The sequence below is a fragment of the Paracrocinitomix mangrovi genome, assembly GCF_019740355.2.
In the GTDB taxonomy this organism is placed as follows: domain Bacteria; phylum Bacteroidota; class Bacteroidia; order Flavobacteriales_D; family Crocinitomicaceae; genus Paracrocinitomix; species Paracrocinitomix mangrovi.
In genome coordinates, this window is the sequence record NZ_CP091819.1 from 2,166,207 (window position 1) to 2,188,194 (window position 21,988).

At 35.2% G+C, this 21,988-nt stretch carries 22 protein-coding genes and 2 tRNA genes; 10 read left to right on the top strand and 14 right to left on the bottom strand.

Annotated elements, in window-relative coordinates; genetic code table 11:
* Positions 1–41 precede the first annotated feature (41 nt).
* Both K6119_RS09975 and mutY read right to left on the bottom strand, forming a co-directional pair.
* Complete coding sequence (locus tag K6119_RS09975) at positions 42–491, bottom strand: single-stranded DNA-binding protein (RefSeq protein WP_221839048.1); 450 nt, start codon at positions 489–491, stop codon at positions 42–44.
* Positions 492–590: 99 nt separating this feature from the next.
* Entirely contained in the window at positions 591–1,628 is a 1,038-nt protein-coding gene (mutY, locus tag K6119_RS09980; protein ID WP_221839050.1) for an A/G-specific adenine glycosylase, read from the bottom strand.
* 98 nt (positions 1,629–1,726) lie between these two features.
* On the opposite strand from mutY, the gene K6119_RS09985 reads away from it, so the two are divergent.
* The 3 genes from K6119_RS09985 (at position 1,727) to K6119_RS09995 (ending at position 4,365) form a co-directional block, all read left to right on the top strand.
* Complete coding sequence (locus K6119_RS09985; RefSeq protein ID WP_221839052.1) at positions 1,727–2,017, top strand: HU family DNA-binding protein; 291 nt, start codon at positions 1,727–1,729, stop codon at positions 2,015–2,017.
* 328 nt (positions 2,018–2,345) lie between these two features.
* Positions 2,346–3,896, top strand: coding sequence for an Rne/Rng family ribonuclease (locus K6119_RS09990; protein WP_221839055.1), 1,551 nt, complete (start codon positions 2,346–2,348; stop codon positions 3,894–3,896).
* A gap of 4 nt (positions 3,897–3,900) precedes the next feature.
* Entirely contained in the window at positions 3,901–4,365 is a 465-nt protein-coding gene (locus K6119_RS09995; protein ID WP_221839057.1) for a regulatory protein RecX, read from the top strand.
* Positions 4,366–4,368: 3 nt separating this feature from the next.
* Here the strand turns inward: K6119_RS09995 and K6119_RS10000 are convergent, their stop codons facing one another.
* Positions 4,369–5,685 (bottom strand): amidohydrolase family protein, encoded by a 1,317-nt coding sequence (locus K6119_RS10000; protein WP_237828153.1) that lies wholly within the window; start codon positions 5,683–5,685, stop codon positions 4,369–4,371.
* Between the two features lie 3 nt (positions 5,686–5,688).
* Positions 5,689–8,745 carry an amidohydrolase family protein gene (locus K6119_RS10005; protein ID WP_237828154.1) on the bottom strand — a complete coding sequence of 1,019 codons (3,057 nt, stop codon included), beginning with the start codon at positions 8,743–8,745 and terminating at the stop codon, positions 5,689–5,691.
* A 32-nt stretch (positions 8,746–8,777) separates the two neighbouring features.
* Here K6119_RS10005 and K6119_RS10010 point away from each other — a divergent pair, with 32 nt between their 5' ends.
* From K6119_RS10010 to K6119_RS10025, 4 genes are all read left to right on the top strand, one after another.
* The gene (locus K6119_RS10010; RefSeq protein ID WP_221839059.1) at positions 8,778–9,233 is read left to right on the top strand and encodes a hypothetical protein; all 456 of its coding nucleotides are present in this window, start codon (positions 8,778–8,780) and stop codon (positions 9,231–9,233) included.
* A 12-nt stretch (positions 9,234–9,245) separates the two neighbouring features.
* Positions 9,246–10,445 (top strand): GTPase HflX, encoded by a 1,200-nt coding sequence (gene hflX / locus K6119_RS10015; RefSeq protein ID WP_221839061.1) that lies wholly within the window; start codon positions 9,246–9,248, stop codon positions 10,443–10,445.
* Between the two features lie 57 nt (positions 10,446–10,502).
* On the top strand, positions 10,503–10,886 hold the full coding sequence (locus K6119_RS10020) for a hypothetical protein (protein ID WP_221839063.1): 384 nt from the start codon (positions 10,503–10,505) through the stop codon (positions 10,884–10,886).
* Between the two features lie 87 nt (positions 10,887–10,973).
* A complete protein-coding gene (locus tag K6119_RS10025) occupies positions 10,974–11,786 on the top strand; it encodes a hypothetical protein (protein WP_221839065.1) in 813 nt (270 codons plus the stop codon).
* Here the strand turns inward: K6119_RS10025 and K6119_RS10030 are convergent.
* From K6119_RS10030 to K6119_RS10050, 5 genes are read right to left on the bottom strand one after another with little or no spacing between them, the layout of a single operon-like run.
* Complete coding sequence (locus K6119_RS10030; protein WP_221839068.1) at positions 11,780–12,688, bottom strand: SOS response-associated peptidase; 909 nt, start codon at positions 12,686–12,688, stop codon at positions 11,780–11,782. The genes K6119_RS10025 and K6119_RS10030 overlap by 7 nt on opposite strands.
* An 11-nt stretch (positions 12,689–12,699) precedes the next feature.
* Positions 12,700–13,311, bottom strand: a complete 612-nt coding sequence (locus K6119_RS10035; RefSeq protein WP_221839069.1) for a hypothetical protein — start codon at positions 13,309–13,311, stop codon at positions 12,700–12,702.
* On the bottom strand, positions 13,311–14,294 hold the full coding sequence (locus tag K6119_RS10040; protein ID WP_221839070.1) for an aldo/keto reductase: 984 nt from the start codon (positions 14,292–14,294) through the stop codon (positions 13,311–13,313). Before K6119_RS10040 ends, K6119_RS10035 begins: the two co-directional genes overlap by 1 nt.
* Positions 14,295–14,299: 5 nt before the next feature.
* A complete protein-coding gene (locus K6119_RS10045) occupies positions 14,300–15,346 on the bottom strand; it encodes an AI-2E family transporter (RefSeq protein ID WP_221839071.1) in 1,047 nt (348 codons plus the stop codon).
* A 40-nt stretch (positions 15,347–15,386) separates the two neighbouring features.
* Complete coding sequence (locus tag K6119_RS10050) at positions 15,387–15,761, bottom strand: winged helix-turn-helix transcriptional regulator (RefSeq protein WP_221839072.1); 375 nt, start codon at positions 15,759–15,761, stop codon at positions 15,387–15,389.
* A gap of 129 nt (positions 15,762–15,890) precedes the next feature.
* Here K6119_RS10050 and K6119_RS10055 point away from each other — a divergent pair, with 129 nt between their 5' ends.
* On the top strand, positions 15,891–16,577 hold the full coding sequence (locus tag K6119_RS10055; protein WP_221839073.1) for an NADPH-dependent F420 reductase: 687 nt from the start codon (positions 15,891–15,893) through the stop codon (positions 16,575–16,577).
* A gap of 92 nt (positions 16,578–16,669) precedes the next feature.
* Positions 16,670–17,869: an MFS transporter gene (locus tag K6119_RS10060; protein WP_221839074.1), complete on the top strand. Its 1,200-nt coding sequence runs from the start codon at positions 16,670–16,672 to the stop codon at positions 17,867–17,869.
* A 777-nt stretch (positions 17,870–18,646) separates the two neighbouring features.
* Here K6119_RS10060 and K6119_RS10065 read toward each other — a convergent pair.
* The 5 genes from K6119_RS10065 to K6119_RS10085 all read right to left on the bottom strand — a co-directional run bounded on the left by K6119_RS10065 (position 18,647) and on the right by K6119_RS10085 (position 21,184).
* Positions 18,647–18,720 (bottom strand) — tRNA-Arg (locus tag K6119_RS10065).
* Between the two features lie 94 nt (positions 18,721–18,814).
* Positions 18,815–18,888, bottom strand: a tRNA-Ile gene (locus K6119_RS10070).
* An 80-nt stretch (positions 18,889–18,968) separates the two neighbouring features.
* Entirely contained in the window at positions 18,969–19,970 is a 1,002-nt protein-coding gene (locus K6119_RS10075) for a DUF3078 domain-containing protein (protein WP_221839075.1), read from the bottom strand.
* Between the two features lies 1 nt (position 19,971).
* Entirely contained in the window at positions 19,972–20,391 is a 420-nt protein-coding gene (gene mscL / locus K6119_RS10080) for a large-conductance mechanosensitive channel protein MscL (protein WP_221839077.1), read from the bottom strand.
* A gap of 106 nt (positions 20,392–20,497) precedes the next feature.
* A complete protein-coding gene (locus K6119_RS10085) occupies positions 20,498–21,184 on the bottom strand; it encodes a LytR/AlgR family response regulator transcription factor (protein ID WP_221839079.1) in 687 nt (228 codons plus the stop codon).
* A gap of 127 nt (positions 21,185–21,311) precedes the next feature.
* Here K6119_RS10085 and K6119_RS10090 point away from each other — a divergent pair, with 127 nt between their 5' ends.
* Complete coding sequence (locus K6119_RS10090; protein ID WP_221839081.1) at positions 21,312–21,956, top strand: HAD family hydrolase; 645 nt, start codon at positions 21,312–21,314, stop codon at positions 21,954–21,956.
* Positions 21,957–21,988: the final 32 nt, after the last annotated feature.

Below are 21,988 nucleotides of genomic sequence, written 5' to 3' on the forward strand. Positions count from 1 at the left end.
GATGGGGACGGAACTATCCAAGGTTTATAATTTGGTTCAACTTAAAACGGCAGATCATCATCACCTTCAGGAGTCATATCCTGATCCATTTTTTGTACCGGATTATCCTCCACACTGTTAGGATAATTGGTTTGCTGATTGTTATCACCTTCAGCTTTTCCGCTTAACATGGTCATTTGATCGGCAACAATTTCGGTAGTGTATCTCATTTGTTGATCTTCACCTTGCCATGAACGGGTTTTTAATTTACCCTCAATGTAAACTTTCATTCCCTTTTTAAGGTAAGATTCAGCCACTTTAGCTAATCCTCTCCACAACACGATATTGTGCCAATCAGTGATCTCTCTTTTTTCACCGGTATTTTTATCTGTGAAACTTTCTGATGTAGCCAATGGAAATCTTGCAACAGATACTCCATTTTCCAAATATCTCACCTCAGGATCTTTGCCCAGGTTACCTATGAGAATTACTTTATTTACGCTTCCTGCCATTAATTTTTCAAATTAAAGAACAAGTTTTAAAATGCAAAGACTGAAGTTTAATCCACAAAGCTTTACACCGCTACTTTGTTCTAGTAAAATCAAAGATAGTTAATCTGCTTTGAAAAGGGTAGAACTTTCAAGATATCTTATTAACAGTTGAGGCATGGGATAATCATCTAATTCTTTGATTTTTATCCGGATACAACCATCAAGAGCAGGCATTTTATCAACCTCAACAATCCAAAAAGAAGCAGTTATCACTTGGTGAGTAAGAATATGTTTTAATTCGCCATCTAATGAAATTCCTTTTTCATCAGCATTTATGTCTGCAGATGAAAGTTGCTCATTTTGTTTGTCTTTTTCAATGAGCGGAAAATCATATAGGCCGTGCCAAATATCTTTTGGACCTCTTTTTTTAATCAGCAAATGCTCACCATCCGTTATTAATTGATAATGAAAAAATCGCTTTTTTACTTTTACTTTTTTGGACTTTACCGGTAATTGCAATTGCACTCCTTTTTCAAGGGCTGCACAACTTTCATTTAAAGGACAATTATCACAATCAGGATTTGAAGGTTTACAAACCAAAGCTCCCAATTCCATGATTGCTTGATTATGTGTAGCCGGATCATTCTTATCCAACAATTCTTCTGCAGCTTCTTTGAAAATCTTTTTTCCTTCGGTACTATCAATTGGGGTATCAATATTTAAATACCTACTTAAAACGCGATACACATTTCCGTCTACAACTGCATGCGGCAAATCATAGGCAAAAGAACAAATAGCAGCTGCGGTGTACTCACCTACTCCTTTTAAACTGAGTACACCTTTATATGTATCCGGAAATTGATTTTGATTATGTTGATGGATGTATTGAGCGGCTGCATGTAAATTCCTGGCTCTACTGTAATAACCCAATCCTTGCCATAAGTTTAACACTTCATCTTCGGCGGCATTTGCCAGGTGTTTAACAGTTGGATAATGTTCAACAAACTTGAGATAATAAGACATTCCCTGCTCTACCCTGGTCTGTTGTAATATAATCTCACTCAACCAAATAAAATACGGATCACAGGTATTTCTCCAGGGGAGATCTCGGCGATTTTGTCGATACCAATTTTGAATTAATGTTGTAAAATCTTGCATTTGTATTATTAAAACAAAGTTCCGTCTAAAATTTCAAATTGTTCATTTTAAAAGCATTAATTTTGCCCACGAATTAAACGTTTTAAATTTTAATCAGTATGACAAAAGCAGATATAGTTACAGAAATCTCTGATAAAACAGGTATCGAAAAAGTTGCAGTTCAAGCAACAGTTGAGGCATTTATGGATTCGGTGAAAAAATCACTTTCTGAGGGGAACAATGTTTATCTTAGAGGTTTTGGTTCTTTCATCATTAAAGAAAGAGCTGAGAAAACAGGAAGAAACATTTCAAAAAATGAGTCAATCATTATTCCTGCTCATAACATACCTGCATTTAAACCAGCTAAAACTTTCGTAGAAGACGTTAAAGAAAACGTTACTGTAAAATAAGGTTTTTGTAAAACATAATAGTTTTTATATCTTTGTGCTCCGATTTATAAGGAGACATTATCAAACTTCCTGTCAATCAGGAAGTTTTTTATATAAAGCAATAGGAAAATTTTTACAGTATTAATTTAAAAGCTTTTTATTATGCCAAGCGGTAAGAAAAGAAAAAGACATAAAATGGCCACTCACAAAAGAAAGAAGAGGCTAAGAAAGAATAGACACAAAAAGAAAAAATAAGTAGATAGTCAATCATCTATTTATTAAGTACTATTCAAGATAATTAAGCTCAGTTAATACCTGGGCTTTACTTCTTTCAACTAAAATCATTCTAGTGAGTTACGAATTAGTAGTTAATTCTAAACCTACTGGAATTTGGATTGCTCTCCTACGAGATGGCAAATTATTAGAGCTACACGAAGAAAAGGGTAATACAGATTACGCAGTAGGCGATATCTACCTGGGGAAGGTACGTAAGGTTGTGCCTAGCTTGAACGCAGCATTTGTTAATGTTGGGTACGAGAAAGATGCGTTCTTACATTATCATGATTTAGGACCACAGTTCAAATCATTACATAAGTTTACACAGGATACATTACACGGAAAACAAAACGTGGCAGACTTACTTTATTTTAAGTCTGAAAAGGATATTGATAAAGACGGGAAAATTTCTGACGTCTTATCTGCCAACACAAACGTTTTGGTACAGGTTGTTAAAGAACCTATTTCTGCAAAAGGACCAAGATTAAATTCAGAAATCACCTTAGCCGGAAGATACATTGTATTGGTTCCTTTTTCAAATAAGATTTCGATCTCGCAAAAGATCAAAGATTATGCAGAAAGAGACCGTTTAAGAGATATCCTTAAAAGCATCTTACCAAAAAACTTTGGTGTGATTATTCGCACCGTGGCACAAGGAAAGAAAATCGTTGAGATAGACGAGGATCTTAAAAGTCTTGTAAGCCGTTGGAAAAAGATGCATACCTCACTCAAAGACAGTAAGCCTCCAAAACGCGTTTTAGGCGAGTTAGACAGGGCTTCTTCTTTATTGAGGGATACATTAAACGAGAACTTTACTAAAATTCATGTAAACGAGCCTGAGTTATTGGATGAGATGAGAAATTATGTTGAGCAAATTGCGCCCAACAAAATCAACATCTTAAAAGAATACAACGGCAAGCATGATATTTTTGAAGCTTTTGGTATCAACAAGCAAATCAAAACGCTTTTTGGTAAAAAGGTTCCTTTGCCAAGTGGAGGTTATCTGATTATTGAGCACACTGAAGCCATGCATGTGGTAGATGTAAACTCAGGAAACAGATCAGCTAAAAACGATACGCAAGAAAAAAACGCTATTGCAGTGAATTTGGAAGCGGCAGAGGAGTTAGCCCGAGTAATGCGTTTACGTGATATGGGTGGAATCATCTGTGTTGATTTCATTGATATGCATTCTCGTGAAAACAACAAAATGCTTCACAACAAACTGAAGGATCTTTTAAAAGAAGATAAGGCGAAACACTCATTGATTCCGCCGTCTAAGTTTGGAGTGGTTGAAATTACACGTCAAAGAGTTCGTCCGGTAACCAATATTGAAACTACAGAAGTTTGCCCTACTTGTAACGGTACAGGTAAAATTCAAGCTTCATTAATGTATGCTGACGAAATTGAAAGTGAATTAAGCTATTTGTTGTTGGACAAAAAGGAAAGCAAAGTTTCATTACACGTTCATCCTTATTTGGAAGGATATTTCAAAAAAGGAATGAATTCAAGAAGATTCCAGTGGTTTAAGAAATACAAAAAATGGATCAAGATTGTTGCTGATAGCAACATGCCAATTATGGACCACAAATTCTTCAACGCTAAAGATGAAATCATAGAGGTTTAAGGTCGTGGACCGATCACCTAAATATTCATTATTAGAAGCCAAGCAAAAAATTGAGGCCTTTTGTGCCTATCAGGAGAGGTGTGACTATGAAGTACGACAAAAACTGCACTCATGGTTCATGCATCCCGAAGATGTTGATGTACTTATCTCTGACCTCATCTCTAATAATTTTATGAATGAAGAACGTTTTGCAGAAGCATATGCATCAGGCAAGTTCAGAATGAAAAAATGGGGCAAGAATAAAATCAAACAACAACTCAAACTCAAGCAAATTTCTGACTACTCTATCAATAAAGGGTTGAATGAAATAGACGATAAGGAATATCTGGATACAATAGAACAACTGGTAAGTTCTAAACTCAAAAGTGTAAAAGGAAAAACGGATTGGGAGAAACAGATGAAGGTTAAACAGTACCTGTTTGGTAGAGGATTTGAAGTTGAGTTGGTAGAGCGGTTTTTGAAAGAATAAATCTTACTCTAAACCTGTTAACCCATACTTCTTTTTGTACTTATTGTACAATTGAATCTGATGATTGGTCAAGGCAATGAAACGACCTTTAACCATGGCCAAGTAAGCTTCGTTGGTACGCATATCTAAAGCATTTCCATCCGACACAAAAAGCGTGGCATCTTTTCCTTTTTCAATGGAACCAATTCTATCATCTAATCCTAAAATTTTTGCTGCATTTAATGAAATAGCTGCTATTGCTTGCTCTTCAGATAATCCATAAGCCCATGCTGTTCCAGCCAAAAACGGAAGATTTCTTGTATTCATTGCTTCCATGTCTCCTTCATTACTGATACAAAACAACACACCCTTATCCTGCAATAGTGAAGCTAATTTATAATAAGTACTTACATCATCTCCTTCAAACTTTGGCAATGAATGTGGACGACCAATGATTACAGAAAAGTGATTTTCTTTTAATCTATTGGCCAGCATGTGTGCATCATATCCCCCAACTATAACAGGATGCTTAAAATTAAACTCTCTGCTAAAGTCAATTATATCATTGATTTCAGGAGCAAAATCTGCATGAATATAGATGCGTTTGTCCCCTTTAAAAACTCCATTTAATGCTTTGTATCTTAAATTCACTTCTTCTTGAGGCAATAACTTTCTGTTGTACCCTTGTGCTTTTTTAAAGAAGTCCCAAATCGCTCTTTTTTGTTCAGTATACTTGTCATTTCCTTTTGATGGTCCCGGCTCTGCCCACCAACCTGTACTGTTCATTTTTCTAGGCCAGTTTAAATGAACACCATCATCCATTAAATAAACCGCATCTTCCCAGTTCCATCCATCCAAAGCCATTACAGATGAAGTTCCGGATAATACACCGCCTCTTGGAGTAGATTGCGTTACCAAAACACCATTTGTTCTAACAGTATAAATAATTTCAGAATCAGTATTGTATCCAATCAAACTCCTGACATGCGGATTCATTTGACCGGTTTCGTTGAAGTCTCTTGTTGCCCTAACTGCATCAATTTCTGTGATCCCCAAAGTAACATTTGGAGCAATAAATCCTGGATAAACATGCTTACCAGTGATATCAATAATGGTATCCCAATCACTTTCTGTTATTGGATTAGTTAAGGCATTTTTAACGAACAAAATCTTTCCTTCTTTAATTCCAATACTGCTGTTATCTACATATTCTCCATTACCAATATGCGCCTTACCATGTAATAGTAAAATGGTTTTATGAGTTTGCTCAATAGGACTTGGCACCTGAGCATTGCTCAAATATCCCAACATAAAAACCAATATGACTAATATCTTTTTCATGCTTTATTCTCCTTCGCTATCACAGTGATACTGTGGATTTTTTCTCATTACCGGTTTTCTGGTACTTCCGCCATTCTTCTTTTCTTCTAACATCATTCCCATAATTCGCTTGCGCTCTAATTCATCTCTTTGCTGCAACTCATAGTTCTTTTCCCAATCATACAACAAGATTCCATCTACAATCGTCTTTTCAACTTTAGCATTTATGGACAGTGGATTATCGGACCAGATAACTATATCTGCATCCTTACCTACTTTGATACTTCCCATTCTATCATCTAAGTGTAACAGCTTTGCAGGATTCAAAGTCACCATTTTCCAGGCTTCTATTTCAGAGATTCCACCATACTTCACTGCCTTTGCTGCTTCTTGATTTAATCTTCTTCCCATTTCAGCATCATCAGAATTAATTGCAGTAACAACTCCCATTTGCTGTAAAATTGCAGCATTATAAGGGATGGCTTCTTTTACCTCATACTTGTACGCCCACCAATCTGCAAAAGTTGAACCTCCGGCACCATGTGCAGCCATCTTATCTGCTACCTTATAACCTTCCAAAATATGTGTAAAAGTATTGATGGTGAATCCCATTGAATCTGCCACTTTCATTAACATATTTATTTCTCCTTGTTGATATGAATGACAGGTAATAAATCTCTTCTTGTCAAGAATCTCAGCCAATGCCTCCAATTCCAAATCTCTTCGTGGCGGAGGTCCAATTTTTAATCTGTTGTATTTGGTCCATTCCTTTTTATATTCTTTAGCTCTTAAAAAGGCATCATAATAAACCTGCTCAACACCCAATCTAGTTTGAGGGAACCTAATTACATTTTTATCACCCCAATTGGCTTGTTTTACATTTTCACCCAAGGCAAACTTGATAAAACCATCTGTTAAAGAATCATTGATTAACATTTCTTCCGGATTGAAACCCCACTTTAGTTTTATCAATGCAGATTGACCACCAATTGGATTAGCCGAACCATGCAACAATTGAGCTGCAGTAACTCCACCTGCTAATTGTCTGTAAATATTAATATCATTTGATCTAACCACATCTGCAATGGATACCTCAGCTGAAATGGCTTGTCCACCTTCATTTACACCTTTACTGATTGCTATATGTGAATGTTCGTCAATAATCCCACAGGTAACATGCTTTCCTTTTGCGTCTATCACAATTGCTCCACCCGGGGCACCACCTGAATTAACGGCTACAATTTTTCCATCTCTAATAGTTACCGAAGCATTTTCTAAAATTCCGACTTCTTCATTGGTCCAAACTGTTGCGTTTTTAATATAGAAGGTTTGTTTTTTGGGTAATTCATCAAAACCATATGAAAGATTTGGATAGTAGATATTGTTTACTCTACTAGTGTCAACTTCAATTTCTTTCTTGTCTTTCTCCTTTTTCTTTTTCTCTTTTGACTTTACGGCCACCCAATCAATCCATTTACCATCAGGCAAAGTTCCGGTTCCTTCTAAAACTCCTAATCCAGGATGATAAGATCCGTTTAATTGAATGATACCATCATAATTTTTATCATGTGTTTCAAAAGACAAACTCAATTGTAAACCTTCAAATGCTAAATCACATTTTACAACTGTGGTATCCATTTTACTGGCTCCAAGTGCATCAGTTTTAATTTCGTAAACATTGATTATTGCTTTAGGTTTATCAATTTCACCCGACACTTTTAATTCGTATACTATGTTTTTGAGATTTAAATCATAGGTCCCATTCAAATCTTCCGCATTAACATCTTTGAATCTAATGCGATCACCATTACTCCAGTTCTCAAATATTTCACCTCCATTAAACAAATCTCCCTTTACAACCAGGAAGTTGGCCAACTTGCCATTTTCTAAAGTTCCTATCATGTCCTCAACACCCAAAAGTTTTGCAGGCGTTTCAGTTAACGATCTCAATGCTTCTTCTTGTGGTAAACCGTGCTCTATGGCTTTTTTGACATTTTTCAAAAAGTCAGATTTTTTCTTCAATCCATCTGTGGTAAAGGCAAATTGCACCCCTGCACGATACATGATATAAGGATTATAAGGCCCCATCTCCCATCTCTTTAAATCCATCATACTTACATATCTTGATGTATATGGATCAGACATATCATAAGGTTCAGGAAAGTTTACAGGAAGAATCAAACTTGCGCCACTGGCTTTAATTTCACTGGCTCTTTCAAACTCATCTCCTCCTCCTTTGGCTATTAAATTAAATCCGAACTCCTTAGCAATATTGGCCGCTCTTAACACTTCCAATTTTGTACTCAATCCAAATACCTGCGGCAACTTCATGTTATCAAGTCCGCTTTGTAGTGAAATATTTTCTTTGTGAATATCCTTTAAACTATCGTACCAAAAGGCATCATAATAAAACTGGCGAATCAAGGCAATTGCTCCCATCTGAGAAGATGGATAAGTTTGTCTAGAAGATCCTCTTGAAAACGAATAGTGATTAGCTGCTTCAGTTTTCAATACATTCTCTTTTTCGTTGAGATTGTTCAATGCCATCAAAACAGAAGTTCCACGCATAATTCCATCTCCATTATGGGTAGAAATTGCGCCAAAACCGGCTTTTAAATAATCATCTTTGTCCTTCAATTCTGCATTATCAAACAATTCGTAGGCGTTTGTTTCCGGATGAATAGCCTGATTCCAGTAATAAGGTCCCTTTTTAAGTGATTCTAATTGAGGATATCCATTTCCTCCTTTTGGTTTTTCAGCTTTTATACCGGAAGAACTGTACATATCAATAAAAGAAGGATAAATGGTAAACCCTTTCAATTTTACAATAACAGCATCTGTTGGTGGAATTTCAACGATTCCGACATTTTTGATTCGACCGTTTTGAACTACCAACATTCCAATTGGTAAGGTCTTGTCAGCACTCACAACAATTTTACATCCGGTTAAAACATAAGTGGTGTTTTTTGGATCATGTGCCCCATTTTCCGGCTCATACTCCTGCGCAAATAATTGCATCCCGCTGAAAAGACCAAAAAATGTGAGTAAAATAAATTTCCCTGTCTGAGAGTGGTTCGACATTTAACTGTAAATTTGGCCAAAAATAAGGATTTATGGAGACATTTCTTAACATACTAATTAAAGCTCACTCAGGATGGAGATGGGTAGTGCTAATCCTTTTAGTGGCGGCACTTGTGAAGCTTTTTATGGGGATGAGAAAAGGAGCTACTTACACTGCAGGTGACAAGAAAATTGGAACCTTTGCCATGATCGCATTCCATATACAGTGGACGATTGGGCTAGTTTTGTACTTTTTCCCGGGTTCTAAAGTTCAAATCGTAGAAGGATTTATGAAGAATTCAATGTTAAGATTTTATGCTCTTGAACACATTGTAGCCATGACAATTGCCTTTATTTTAATAACAATTGGGCATTCTAAAGCTAAGAAGACTACTGAGGATAAAAAGAAATTTAAAACACAATTTACTTTTTATTTTATTGCATTTATCATCATTATGCTATCTATTCCGTGGCCATTTAGACAAGCACTTGGAGGGCATTGGTTCTAGGAAGTTTGATTTATGGGAGAAGGATTAATTTACACAGACGTAAAGCCGGAGAAAGTTGTATTGGTTGGTGTTATTACAAGCGACCAAACAGAAGAAATGGCAAATGAATATTTGGATGAGTTGGAGTTTTTAGCGGAAACTTCCGGAGCGGAAACGCTAAAAAAATTCACCCAACGCATTGATCAGCCAAATTCTAAAACCTATGTAGGTTCAGGTAAAATTGAGGAAATCAGGTTGTATTGTTTACAAAATCAAATTGACACAGTTATTTTTGATGACGAACTATCACCTACTCAGATCAGAAACATTGAGCGTATTCTGAACATTAAAATCCTGGATAGGAGTAATTTAATTTTAGACATTTTTGCCAAAAGAGCGAGAACTGCTGATGCTAAAACGCAGGTTGAATTGGCACAATATCAATATTTGCTTCCTCGATTAACCAGATTATGGACTCACCTTGACCGTACCAAAGGAGGTATTGGAATGAGAGGTCCGGGAGAAACGCAGATTGAAACGGATAGACGAATCATTCAACAGAAGATTGCAACACTTAAAGAGAAGCTTGAAAAAATTGACAGGCAAAAAAGTGTTCAAAGAGGAAACAGAGGACAATTGGTAAGAGTAGCCTTGGTTGGTTATACCAATGTTGGTAAATCTACTATCATGAACATGCTTAGTAAATCAGAAGTATTTGCTGAGAACAAATTGTTTGCAACGCTTGACACAACAGTAAGAAAAGTGGTAATTGACAACCTTCCATTTTTGTTATCTGACACGGTAGGATTTATTCGCAAATTACCGCATCAATTAATTGAATCATTCAAATCTACCTTGGATGAAGTAAGAGAAGCGGATGTATTAATTCATGTATTAGACATCTCGCATCCTAATTTTGAAGATCATTACCGAGTGGTAAATGAGACAATTGCTGAAATTGACGAGCATCAAACAGATAAACCTACACTTGTTGTATTTAATAAAGTAGATGCATACAATCCTAAACCAGAAGATATTGGATTCCACCCGGACGGAAAAGATTTTGCCTTAGATGCGCTAAAAAAATCATGGATGGCGAAGCTTGGAAAACAAAATTGCATCTTTATTTCTGCTCAAGAAAAAATTAATATTGAAGAGTTTAAAAGCCGTATATACGAAGAGGTTAAGGAAATTTTCCAGGTAAGATATCCTTACCATAACTTTTTGTATTAAAGGATTTTGTATCTTGACTGGCACAACAATTGTAGAAGAACAAGAAAATTTTACCCCATGAAGAAGAAATTATTTGCATTTATGATTTTGTTCGTATTAGCGAACGTAGGATTAGCTCAACAAAAAAGTTTAGCACATCCACTAGAAGGTTTGTATGATGTTCAACTGACCATTTCATCTCACACTGATAATGGAGCTACTATTAGTCATCCAAAAGGTGACTATATGTTATTTAAAGCATCTAAAGGATATGTTCAGAAATTTTCAGGAGAAACCAAACAAGGTGGCTGGAAATATGACAGCAGTACTCAAGAGTTTACCATAGTTGTAGGCGGACAAATGACTATTTACCAGGTTACTAAGCCTTCAAATACAAAACTTGTTTTACACAATGATCAAGAAACTATTCAATTGGTTTCTATGACTGTTTCAAGAAAATAAAACTTGCATTAAGAAAGTGAAAAGGATTGCCAATTGGTGATCCTTTTTTTTGTACCAAAAAATAAATGAAACGTTATTTTTAAGTATATGAAACTGATTTTACTGGCATTATTTTTATCTGGTTCAATAGTCTTTGGTCAATTTAACAACAAAGAAACCAAGACACTTTCTGCTGAAATTGACACCATAATTTTGAAATTGGAACAGGTTTTAAATGATGAATGGTATGTATGTAAAATAAACAATGGGTTCACGGTAAATTACTGCCCTACTTGTGAAGAAAGATTCATTACTTGGTCAAGTAAACATGAAAAGATTAATTCATTTTCAGCTCAAGAGGTCTTGGAAAAATTTGGACCTGATTCAATTCTACATAGAAGTTTTATAAACAATTATTCCGTGTCTCCAAATCCTGACCTTTTTAAAAACAATTCAACTTTAAGCATCAAAGTAGAATTTAAACCAAAATGGTCTTCTTCCAAAATCAGCTATCATCAATTATGCATGGACACATTAAAGGAAAGTATTCTAAAAGAACCCGTATATAAAACTGATCTTAGAATATTCAATGATTATAGATACCATGTTCCAACCAATTATTGGAAAACTAGGACAGCGCATTTACCCTATGAATTTATTCGTTTACCTTATGAATCTTTTAGATATGAGTATTCGATTTTCATAACACCTCCGAACAATTCATTACATCCTGATTTTTATTACGTTAAAAAGGATAGTGCTGGTAAGTTGAATTTAGAGTACCTCTCTGGTAAAGTTATTAGTACTGAGAATATCATTCTCTATGTTTTGGGTATCAATGAAGTTTCAATGTATTTTAATCAGAATGAAAGAAGATATATTTGGTCAAAATGGTTTCAAAGAGATATTGAACTTCATTGATCACCCCTATTCTTTCCAAAATCCAACTTCACTTGATCACCTGCTTTAATGGCTTCATCTTCTATTTGCTGAACACCCTCTAACTGACCTTCTTCTTCCAATTTTCTGTAGCGAGAAGGCGTCATTCCCATTCCCATCAACATCAATTTTAATTGAGGTTTTACATACAATTCTTTTTGCAAAGGAGCTCCGGTTGGATCAATTAAATCTACTGAATTGTTTATAGTTTTTTTTACGTTAGGCGATACCGGATATGCATTCATCTGTCTAAAATCAAACGGCTGCAACAAATCAGTAATCTCCATTAAATCAGCTTGTTCATCAAGATATGCTGCATAATCTTTTTCTTCCAAAATTACCGGCATACGGTGATGCGGAATTCTTTGCATCAACTTATTTGGCGGACAAGTGACTATGGCAAAAGAATGTAAAATTTCACCTGTTGATTGATCCGTCCATTCATCATATACACCTGCAAAGGCAAAAGGATTTTGGTTATTGAGGAGGTAAACCAAATGGGGTTTATCTAACTTTTCTTTTGTGGTACCTTCATAAAAAGCATCTGCAATTACCAGACACCTTTTAGACCTGATAGATTTTCTGAAAAACGGCTTCTTTATAATTCCTTTGGCGCCATTATATCTGGGATCGTTGTCTTTGTTGTGATCTCCCTCGGCCCTGGCATTAATAACGTATGTTTTTTTATCAGACCATGAGGGCGTAAAACCAAAAGTAAAAAGCTGCAAAGTTTTTGGATCCTCTGAAGTAATAACAGGAGCTTTGGATCCGGCTGAAACATTATAATTGGGAACAAACATACCATCTACATGTGGTCCAAGTTGAACATTGAATTTTTTCTCAATCAACTTAAATTCTGTTACTGCTACATATCTTCCGCACATATCACTTGTATTTATTCAGCATCCAAAATATGCTCGTTAGCTAAAGTTTTTACTTGAAATTCACTAAAATAATTTACCACCGCAAACACCGGTAATAAAGGTCCAATCAAAACCAGATACTGTAGAAATTGCAAATACGAATACATCATAAATGGATTAGATGTAAGCAAATAATACAAAACTATATAGCCAATATTCAGCACAAGGACAGCAATACCATACACCAAAAGCCATCTTTGTTTGTTTGCCCTAGAGAATATTAAACTAAGTCCAAAAATCATCCCGGCGATTACCATGATAACCGTGACAATTAAAAAGTTGTTCATCATTTCAAACTGCATTGGATTCATCACCAAATACAAGAGCATTAAATTCCGGATGAGATCTAGTAATTGCAACAGTACATAGGAGAAGAAAGAAAACTTAAACTTCTTTACAAAAAAGTAGATAGACAGAAAAATCCCATTGATTAGGACAAGGACAATGGTTAAAAATGAAATGGCCAAACTCATGGTATCGTTTTGTGGAACACCACTGTCCAAAACAAAAAACAACGATATTTCTTGAATAGCTATTTGAACAATCAATAGAATGGCCGCTATTTTCAGAAACTGGACTTTCATTAAAACTCTTTCAATAAACCATTAATATAACTTATTTCATCATCCGTTAAAGACAAATCTGAAGCTTTTGCGTTTTGAGTGGTTTGCTCTACATTTCTAGCACCTGCTAAAGCAACTGTAATTCCCGGTTGCATCACCGTCCATTTCAAAACCAATTGAGCCAGGCTGGCATTTTTCTCAATGGCTATGGGTTCAATTTTCTGCAAAAATTCGTTGGTCTGAGTAATGAATTCGTTGGTAAAAAATTTATTTCCATCTCTGTGATCTCCTGAATTAAAATCGTGATTTGGCTTAAACTTACCAGTCAATAATCCTCTTTGCAAAGGACTGTAAGCCAAAATCCCAATGTTGTTTTCAATACAATTTGGCACCACTTCATCTTCAATTCCTCTATTGACCATACTATACGGAATTTGATTTGAAGCAATTGACACAACATTATCCGCCTCTTTACATTGGGCAACATCATAATTGCAAACACCTGCGTATCTAACTTTGCCCGCTTGAATTAATTTTTCAACCGCTTCAAAACTTTCATCAATAGGAGTGGTTGATTCAGGCCAATGGATCTGATATAAATCAATGTAATCAGTTCCTAATCTCCTTAGACTATCTTCACATTCTTTAATAATGCTTTCTTTACCGGCATACTTATATATTTCAATAGGATTTCCTTTATCATCAGTTGATGAAAAAGTATGATCACCTTTTTGAAGATCCCAGCGCATTCCAAACTTGGTGAGAATTTGCAATTTATCTCTAGGTATATCTTTGATGGCTTCACCAACTATTTCTTCAGATCTACCTTGTCCATATATCGGAGCTGTATCTATGGAAGTCATTCCTACATCAAAAGACGCTTTTATGGCTTGAATTGCATCTGCCTTACTGGCTCCTCCCCACATCCATCCGCCTATTGCCCATGCACCAAATGTTATTTCTGATAATGCTAAATCTGTTTTTCCTAACTTTCTGTAATTCATATTATTTATTTCTCACTTACCTTTTCTGACATTAACAAACCTAACTTTTCTGTAGCCTCATACCTTACGAATACAGTTCGTAAAATGGCAATTAAAGGCAAGGCCAAAATTAATCCTGCAATTCCCCAAATCATTCCTCCTATTATCATTCCCACAATAATAGTTAGGGCATTTACCTGAACTTTAGATCCAACTATGTTGGGAGTAATAAAATTTCCTTCAATTTGTTGAACAGTAAAATACATAATCACAATTGCGATAGGTTGCCACATGGTATCTGTTGTAGCCAAAGCGTATAAAAAGGGCAAAACACCTCCAAGCGTTGTCCCTATATAAGGAATAACAACAAGAACTCCGGCCAAAAATCCCCAGAAAAATGGGTAGTCAATTCCAATAATCCACAGCCCCAAACTGTTTATTGTTCCCAGGATCAACATAACTATTACCAAACCTAAAAAGTAGCTATTGATAACTGATTGTATTTGATCTAACAATTCAGTTCGATCCTTTTTTTGTGATGCAGATAATTTATTGAGTAAAATTTTTAGGACTCCCTTTCTGTAATAAAGCAGTAAGAAAGTATATAGTAAACAGAGTAATGAATTTCCTATTACAGCAAGTGAGGAACTAATGCTCCCTTCAACAAATTTCCATAATGGAGATAATATCTTTGATTTGTTTTCTTCAATTCTATCTTCCAGGGTCTCATCAGATAAACCGGTGATATCATTTACAGAATTCTCAATCTTCACTAATCCGGCATCAATTTTATCTTGAATTTCTGGTAGTTCCTTATAGATATCTACAAATGTTACAGAAAACAAGGTAACTACGATTCCTATTATTGCTGTTACACTAATAAAGGTGGTGATAATTGCCAGAACAGTATTAAATCCCCAGCTTTCTAGTTTATTACAAATTGGTGTTAAAGCCAATGTGAAAATTAGTGCAAACACTAAAGGAACTAATACAGATTTAGCAACTATCAAACCGACAATCACAATACTCAATGATAATAATAGATAAGTGATATTTTGTAGAGAAAGTTTCATTTCCTAAGCGAGTTTACTAAAGATAACAATTTGAAAAAGACTATTCTTCCATTTTAACCAAACGTCCTTCTTTCTCAGCTTTGACCCTTCCCCAATCCGCGATAGTTTTTACAACAGGAATCAATGATTTTCCTTCTTCTGTATACTCATACTCTACTTTAGGAGGAACCTGTGGATACACCGTTCTTTTAATAACACCATCTTCTTCTAAGGCCTTTAATTGAAGAGACAACATCTTATCCGTAATATCCGGAATTCGTTCTTTCAATTCACTAAAACGCAACTTTCCATTTCGTAAATACCATAACACAATTGCCTTCCATTTACCTCCAATGAAATGCATGGTAACATCTAAAGCACAATGAAAATCCTGTTGATTCATTCTGTACTTGTATTTTTCTCCGTCAATGATCATATCTTACCGTAATCCCTTGTTATACTTATAACTATCAAAAATTATAGTTGCTTTCTTTTATAACTTATTACATACCAATTCATTATAATACTATACTTTTGATAGTGAATATCAAATCTATATTAAAAAATGAAAATAGCAATACTAGGAACAGGAATGGTGGGTAAAACAATCGCCTCAAGATTAGCCGACCTTGGAAATGACGTAACAATTGGTACTAGAAACATTGAAAAGACTTTAAGTACAGACGAGAAAGATTTAAATGGTAAATCTTCATTTAAAGAATGGATAGATGAGCACAGCAATATCAAAGTAGATACTTTTTCAAATGCTGCTTCAAATGCTGAAATTATATTTAACTGCACTTCTGGAATGATTTCAATTAATGCTCTTAATCTTGCAGGCCTAGATAATCTTGCAGGAAAATTATTGATAGACATAGCTAATCCATTAGATTTTAGTAATGGTATGCCTCCTTCTTTAAACCCGGCAAATACCGATTCACTTGGAGAACAAATCCAAAAAGCATTTCCAGAAACCAAAGTTGTAAAAACGTTGAACACAATGAATGCTTATTTAATGGTAGACCCTTCCAAATTAAAAGGAGATCACAATGTGTTCTTATGTGGAAATGATAGTGAAGCTAAAAAAACAACTAAAACGATTCTAAACTCATTCGGATGGAAGGATGATCAGATTATTGATCTTGGGGACATCACTAATGCCAGAGGAACAGAAATGTTATTGCCAATTTGGTTAAGACTTTGGAATGCTTTGGGAACTCCTGAATTTAACTTCCATATTCAAAAAAACTAAAGCGAAAACTGCATTAGTTTAAGATAAAAGATGGATTAACTTTGTGGTGATACATTAAGGTAAATGCCGAATGTATTTAATAAGTTAATCTAATGAATGAAATTAAACTAGGACTTAAAGAAAATTGGAAGCAGTTTTTTTTACTAGTTATTGTCAATGCTTTTGTTGGAGGAATGGTGGGTTTAGAGCGCACTATTCTTCCTGAAATTGCTGAAGAGGAGTTTAATATCCTGGCTAAAACAGCCATTCTTTCATTTATAATTGTTTTTGGAATATCAAAAGCTGTTGCCAACTATTTCACAGGTGCATTAGCCAATAAATTTGGACGCAGAAAATTACTCATCCTAGGCTGGGTATTTGCCATTCCTGTTCCGCTTATTTTAATCTATGCTCAAAACTGGAACTGGATAATTTTTGCCAACATACTTTTAGGTATCAATCAGGGACTAGCCTGGTCAAGTACTGTTGTAATGAAAATTGATCTTGTGGGAGAAAAGAACAGAGGTTTGGCCATGGGAATCAATGAATCTGCCGGCTATTTGGCAGTAGGCGCGGTAGCCTTTTTAACCGGATGGATGGCCGGAGAGCATGGATTGCGGCCATATCCATTTTATTTAGGAATTGGATTTGTTGCATTAGGATTGTTTACTTCTATATTTCTGGTAAAAGACACCCTACAATTTGTTGCACAAGAAACAAAAAGCTCTTCTGTAAAAAAATTGAAGAATATTTTTTGGGAGACATCCTGGAAAGACAATAATCTGGGATCAATTACACAAGCAGGTCTCATCAATAATTTGAATGACGGAATGATTTGGGGTATTTTCCCCATGCTTTTAGCAGCTCGCAAATTTGACCTTCATCAAATTGGAATTATTGTGGCAATTTATCCAGCCGTTTGGGGAATAGGTCAATTATTCACAGGTAAAATGGCTGATATTCTCAATAAAAAAATGATGTTGTTTTTTGGGATGTTAATGCAAGGGGTTGCATTGTTATTATTGATTTGGGCTAAAGAATATTATGCTTTGATAATACTGGCAATTTTACTAGGAATTGGAACTGCCATTGTATATCCAACATTTTTAGCAGGAATTGCCGAACATACACACCCAGAGCAAAGGGCAAAAAGCATTGGTGTTTTCAGATTATGGCGCGATTCAGGATACGCGATAGGAGCCATACTAACTGGTATCATTGCAGATTTCTGGGGGATTCTCCCTTCAGTTTATGTGATTAGTTTTTTGACGATACTTTCTGCCTTTGTCATTTTACTGAGGATGGATAGGTAATGAGAATGATAAAGGATTAATTCTTGATCCCTTGTGCTCCGAATATCAAAAGCAAAGTCCACAACAATTCTTGTTGCTCACTTTTTTCATTTCCATCCCTCATTGAAGCAAGCAGGATTAATTCTTGATCCCTTGTGCTCCGAATATCAAAAGCAATGTCCGCAACAATTCTTGTTATTCACTTTTTTCATTTCCATCCCTCATTGAAGCAAGCAGGATTAATTCTTGATCCCTTGTGCTCCGAATATCAAAAGCAAAGTCCACAACAATTCTTGTTGCTCACTTTTTTCATTTCCATCCCTCATTGAAGCAAGCAGGATTAATTCTTGATCCCTTGTGCTCCGAATATCAAAAGCAATGTCCGCAACAATTCTTGTTATTCACTTTTTTCATTTCCATCCCTCATTGAAGCAAGCAGGATTAATTCTTGATCCCTTGTGCTCCGAATATCAAAAGCAATTTCCGCAACAATTCTTGTTGTTCACTTTTTTCATTTCCATCCCTCATTGAAGCAAGCAGGATTAATTCTTGATCCTTTGTGCTCCGAATATCAAAAGCAATTTCCGCAACAATTCTTGTTGTTCACTTTTTTCATTTCCCTCCCTCATTGAAGCAAGCAGGATTAATTCTTGATCCTTTGTGCTCCGAATATCAAAAGCAAAGTCCACAACAATTCTTGCTGTTCACTTTTTTCATTTCCCTCCCTCATTGAAGCAAGCTTCATTCGGTATGAAAACGAAAAAAGTCCAGTGTAAACACTGGACTTTGCTTTCTTCGTGACCCCGGCAGGATTCAAACCTGCAACCCTCAGAGCCGAAATCTGATATTCTATTCAGTTGAACTACGGGGCCATTACTAATTGCGAAAATAAACAAGAATATTAATTAGTCTTGAAGATTTGAAACAATAAAAAAGCCCCGGTTAATATCCGGAGCTTTAGTAATGTGGGCCCACCTGGGCTCGAACCAGGGACTTTCTGATTATGAGTCAGATACTCTAACCAGCTGAGTTATAGGCCCTGTTTTCTTATTCGAAAACGTGGCGGCAAAGATAATAATTTCATTAAACTATTACCTAATTTTTAATTCGAATCTAAGGACTACTTATCTTCTTTTGCTTTCTCTTCTTTCTTTTTAGGTTCAGGAAATTTGTACGCAAACCCAATTCCTAATACCTCTTTAAATTGAAGTCTTGGTCCTTTTCCTATTTGAGTTCCGGCATCATCAAATACGGCAATATCAACATCATCATCATAAATTAAATGCGTTCCTAAAGTAGCAGAAATAAACTTGTTCACCTTGAACTGGATCAAAGTTTCCCAGTTGACATCAATATTTTGAGGATTCTGTAAGTAATTAGAGAACAACCCTAGTTTAGAAGTTACTTTCACATTCTCCATGACCTGGTGATCATATACCAATCTTATATAACCTCCGGCCTCAAATCTTGATCTACTTCCCTCCACCAAAACGTTACCCATATTATCCAAAATTGCAGGATCAACTCCAAAAGCACCTTGATTTGCCAATGTTTGATCATTAACTATCGTTGTTTTTAAAGTAACAGGTGCAATAAATGCAGAGAAATACTTTGCCGGTTTATAATCCATACCTGCCGCAAGTAAAGTATATGCAGGTGCCATAAATCCAGAAATCTCTATTGAATCATTTGGATAATTGTATCCGGCTGTCATTTGAGTAGTGAAATTCAACATGGCTGAATAATACCAATGCTTAGTTGCTTTTCTACCATATTTAGAAACAAGGTCAATCTTGTCATCTGTTTTTACCCACATGACATTATCCTTTCTACCTTGACGTTGGATTCCATAACCTAAATCCAATGAATTTTCCCATTCTGCTTTACCCTGAGTATAGTTAGCAAACATGCTCACTAATCCATTCATTGAAATGGTATTTTGTCCTCCAGCATTCCAGTTGGTCAAACTCACTTGCGAACCATTCAAAGACAACAAACCTCCGGTTTTCCAACCGTCAATTGTATCCATTTTGGTATCCCTTAAATCCTTCTCTGCTTCAACAATCTGTGAGTATCCAACTGTTGATATAGTCAATAATAAAACAACTACTTTAAATTTCATTCTACCCTTGTTTCGCTTTTAATAAATCTCTTATCTCAGTCAATAATTCCTCTTCTTTAGTCGGTTTTGGTGGTTCAGACGGCTTTTCTTCTTCCTTCTTTTTAAGTCTGTTATACCCTTTAACTACCATAAAAACAGCAAAAGCAACAATAATAAATGTTATTATAGCATTGATAAAAGCTCCATATCCAATAGCTATCTTTCCTAATACTTCACCTGTTTCTGGATTAAGGGTACCTTCGTCTATAACATACTCTAAGTTTTTAAAGTCAACCCCATTGATCAATTTTCCTATTGGAGGCATAATGATATTATCCACCAACGATTTTACAATAGCTCCAAAATAAGTAGCCATAATTAAACCCACTGCCAAATCAATTACATTTCCTTTGGCAATAAAGGCTTTGAATTCTTTCATCATAATTTAACGTGTTTAAAATCATGACAAAATTACGTACAGAATTCTGTTCTTGCGTTTTAAAAACACAAAACTTAGAAAAAGAAAATTGTTAAAAACCTGAGTAGGATTACAATAAATTAAGTCTTTGCATTAAGTTTTCTCTGTAAGATCTACTTACAGGAATTGATTTGTCACCAATCATTATCATATTGTCATCTAATCTGTCGATCTTATCTAATGATACAATAAATGATCTGTGAACTCTCAAAAACTTACTTGCAGGCAACCTGCTTGAAATTGACTTCATAGTAGACAATACAGTAAACCTTTCACTATCTGTATTTATTTGAACATAATCGGCCAAAGCCTCTAAATAATTGATATCCTCGAAATTAATTCTTGTATATCCTTTATTCTTTTTGATGAACATATGATCTTGCTCATCACCTTTTGAAACTGCTGCTGAAATATCGGCTACTTTGCTAACTGCTTGCTCAAACCTGTTAGGATCAACCGGTTTTACCAAATAGTCAGAAACATCATAGTTATAAGTGTCAGCTGCGTACTCTTTCTTTGAGCTTACTACTATTACTTGAGGGATATTCTCTGCAGAAGCGATAAACTCGATTCCATTCATTTCCGGCATTTCAATATCCAAAAACAAAAGGTCACAATCTAAATTTCCAATTTCCTTAAGTGCTTCAATTGGATTATCAAATTGTGCAACCAATTCAACATGATTGCTTTTGTTAATAAGGTTTTCCAGAATCTTTCTTGATAGTGGATCGTCGTCTAATATTGCAGCTTTAATCATAGTAACAGTTCAAAGGTTTGTAAATATAGTAGACATTCTGTAATAATTCAAAAAAAGTTGATATTCAACTCATCAAGGCTGTTACATTTAAGAAATCAAACTAAATTAGCAAACACCAACAAACACAATGCAAAACCAAATAAATACAGACCATTTTTCGGCTATAATTTTCGATCTGGGAGGTGTGATTTTAAATTTAGATTACAACCTGACTATCAATGCTTTCAAAAAATTGGGAGGATCCAATTTTGAACAACTTTACTCTCAAGCGCAGCAAGACAAGATATTTGATCAATATGAAACAGGGAAAATTTCATCCCAACAATTTATTGATTACCTAAGACAGTTTTTACCCTCAAACACTTCAGATCAAACTATCAGAGATGCATGGAATATCATGCTTTTAGATCTGCCCGAACAACGCATTCAATTATTAAAAAACCTGTCAAAAAAACATCAGATTTTTCTTTTTAGCAATACCAACGATATTCACTATAAGGCATTTACTTCTTCTCTAGCAGATCAATATGGAGATCCTAATTTACTTGATCAATTATTTATTCAAACCTACTTTTCGCATATGGTAGGTGAGAGAAAACCAGATGCAGCTGCTTTTAACACGGTTATAAATGACCATCAATTGAATCCTTCTACTACTTTGTTTATAGACGATTCTATTCAACACATTGAGGGAGCAAAATCCATAGGCATTCATGCTTATCATCTTCAAAATGAAGATATAATTGATATTTTCAAGAACTCGAATCTTTAAGCGATAGAAAAGACACTACAAAATACAACCAC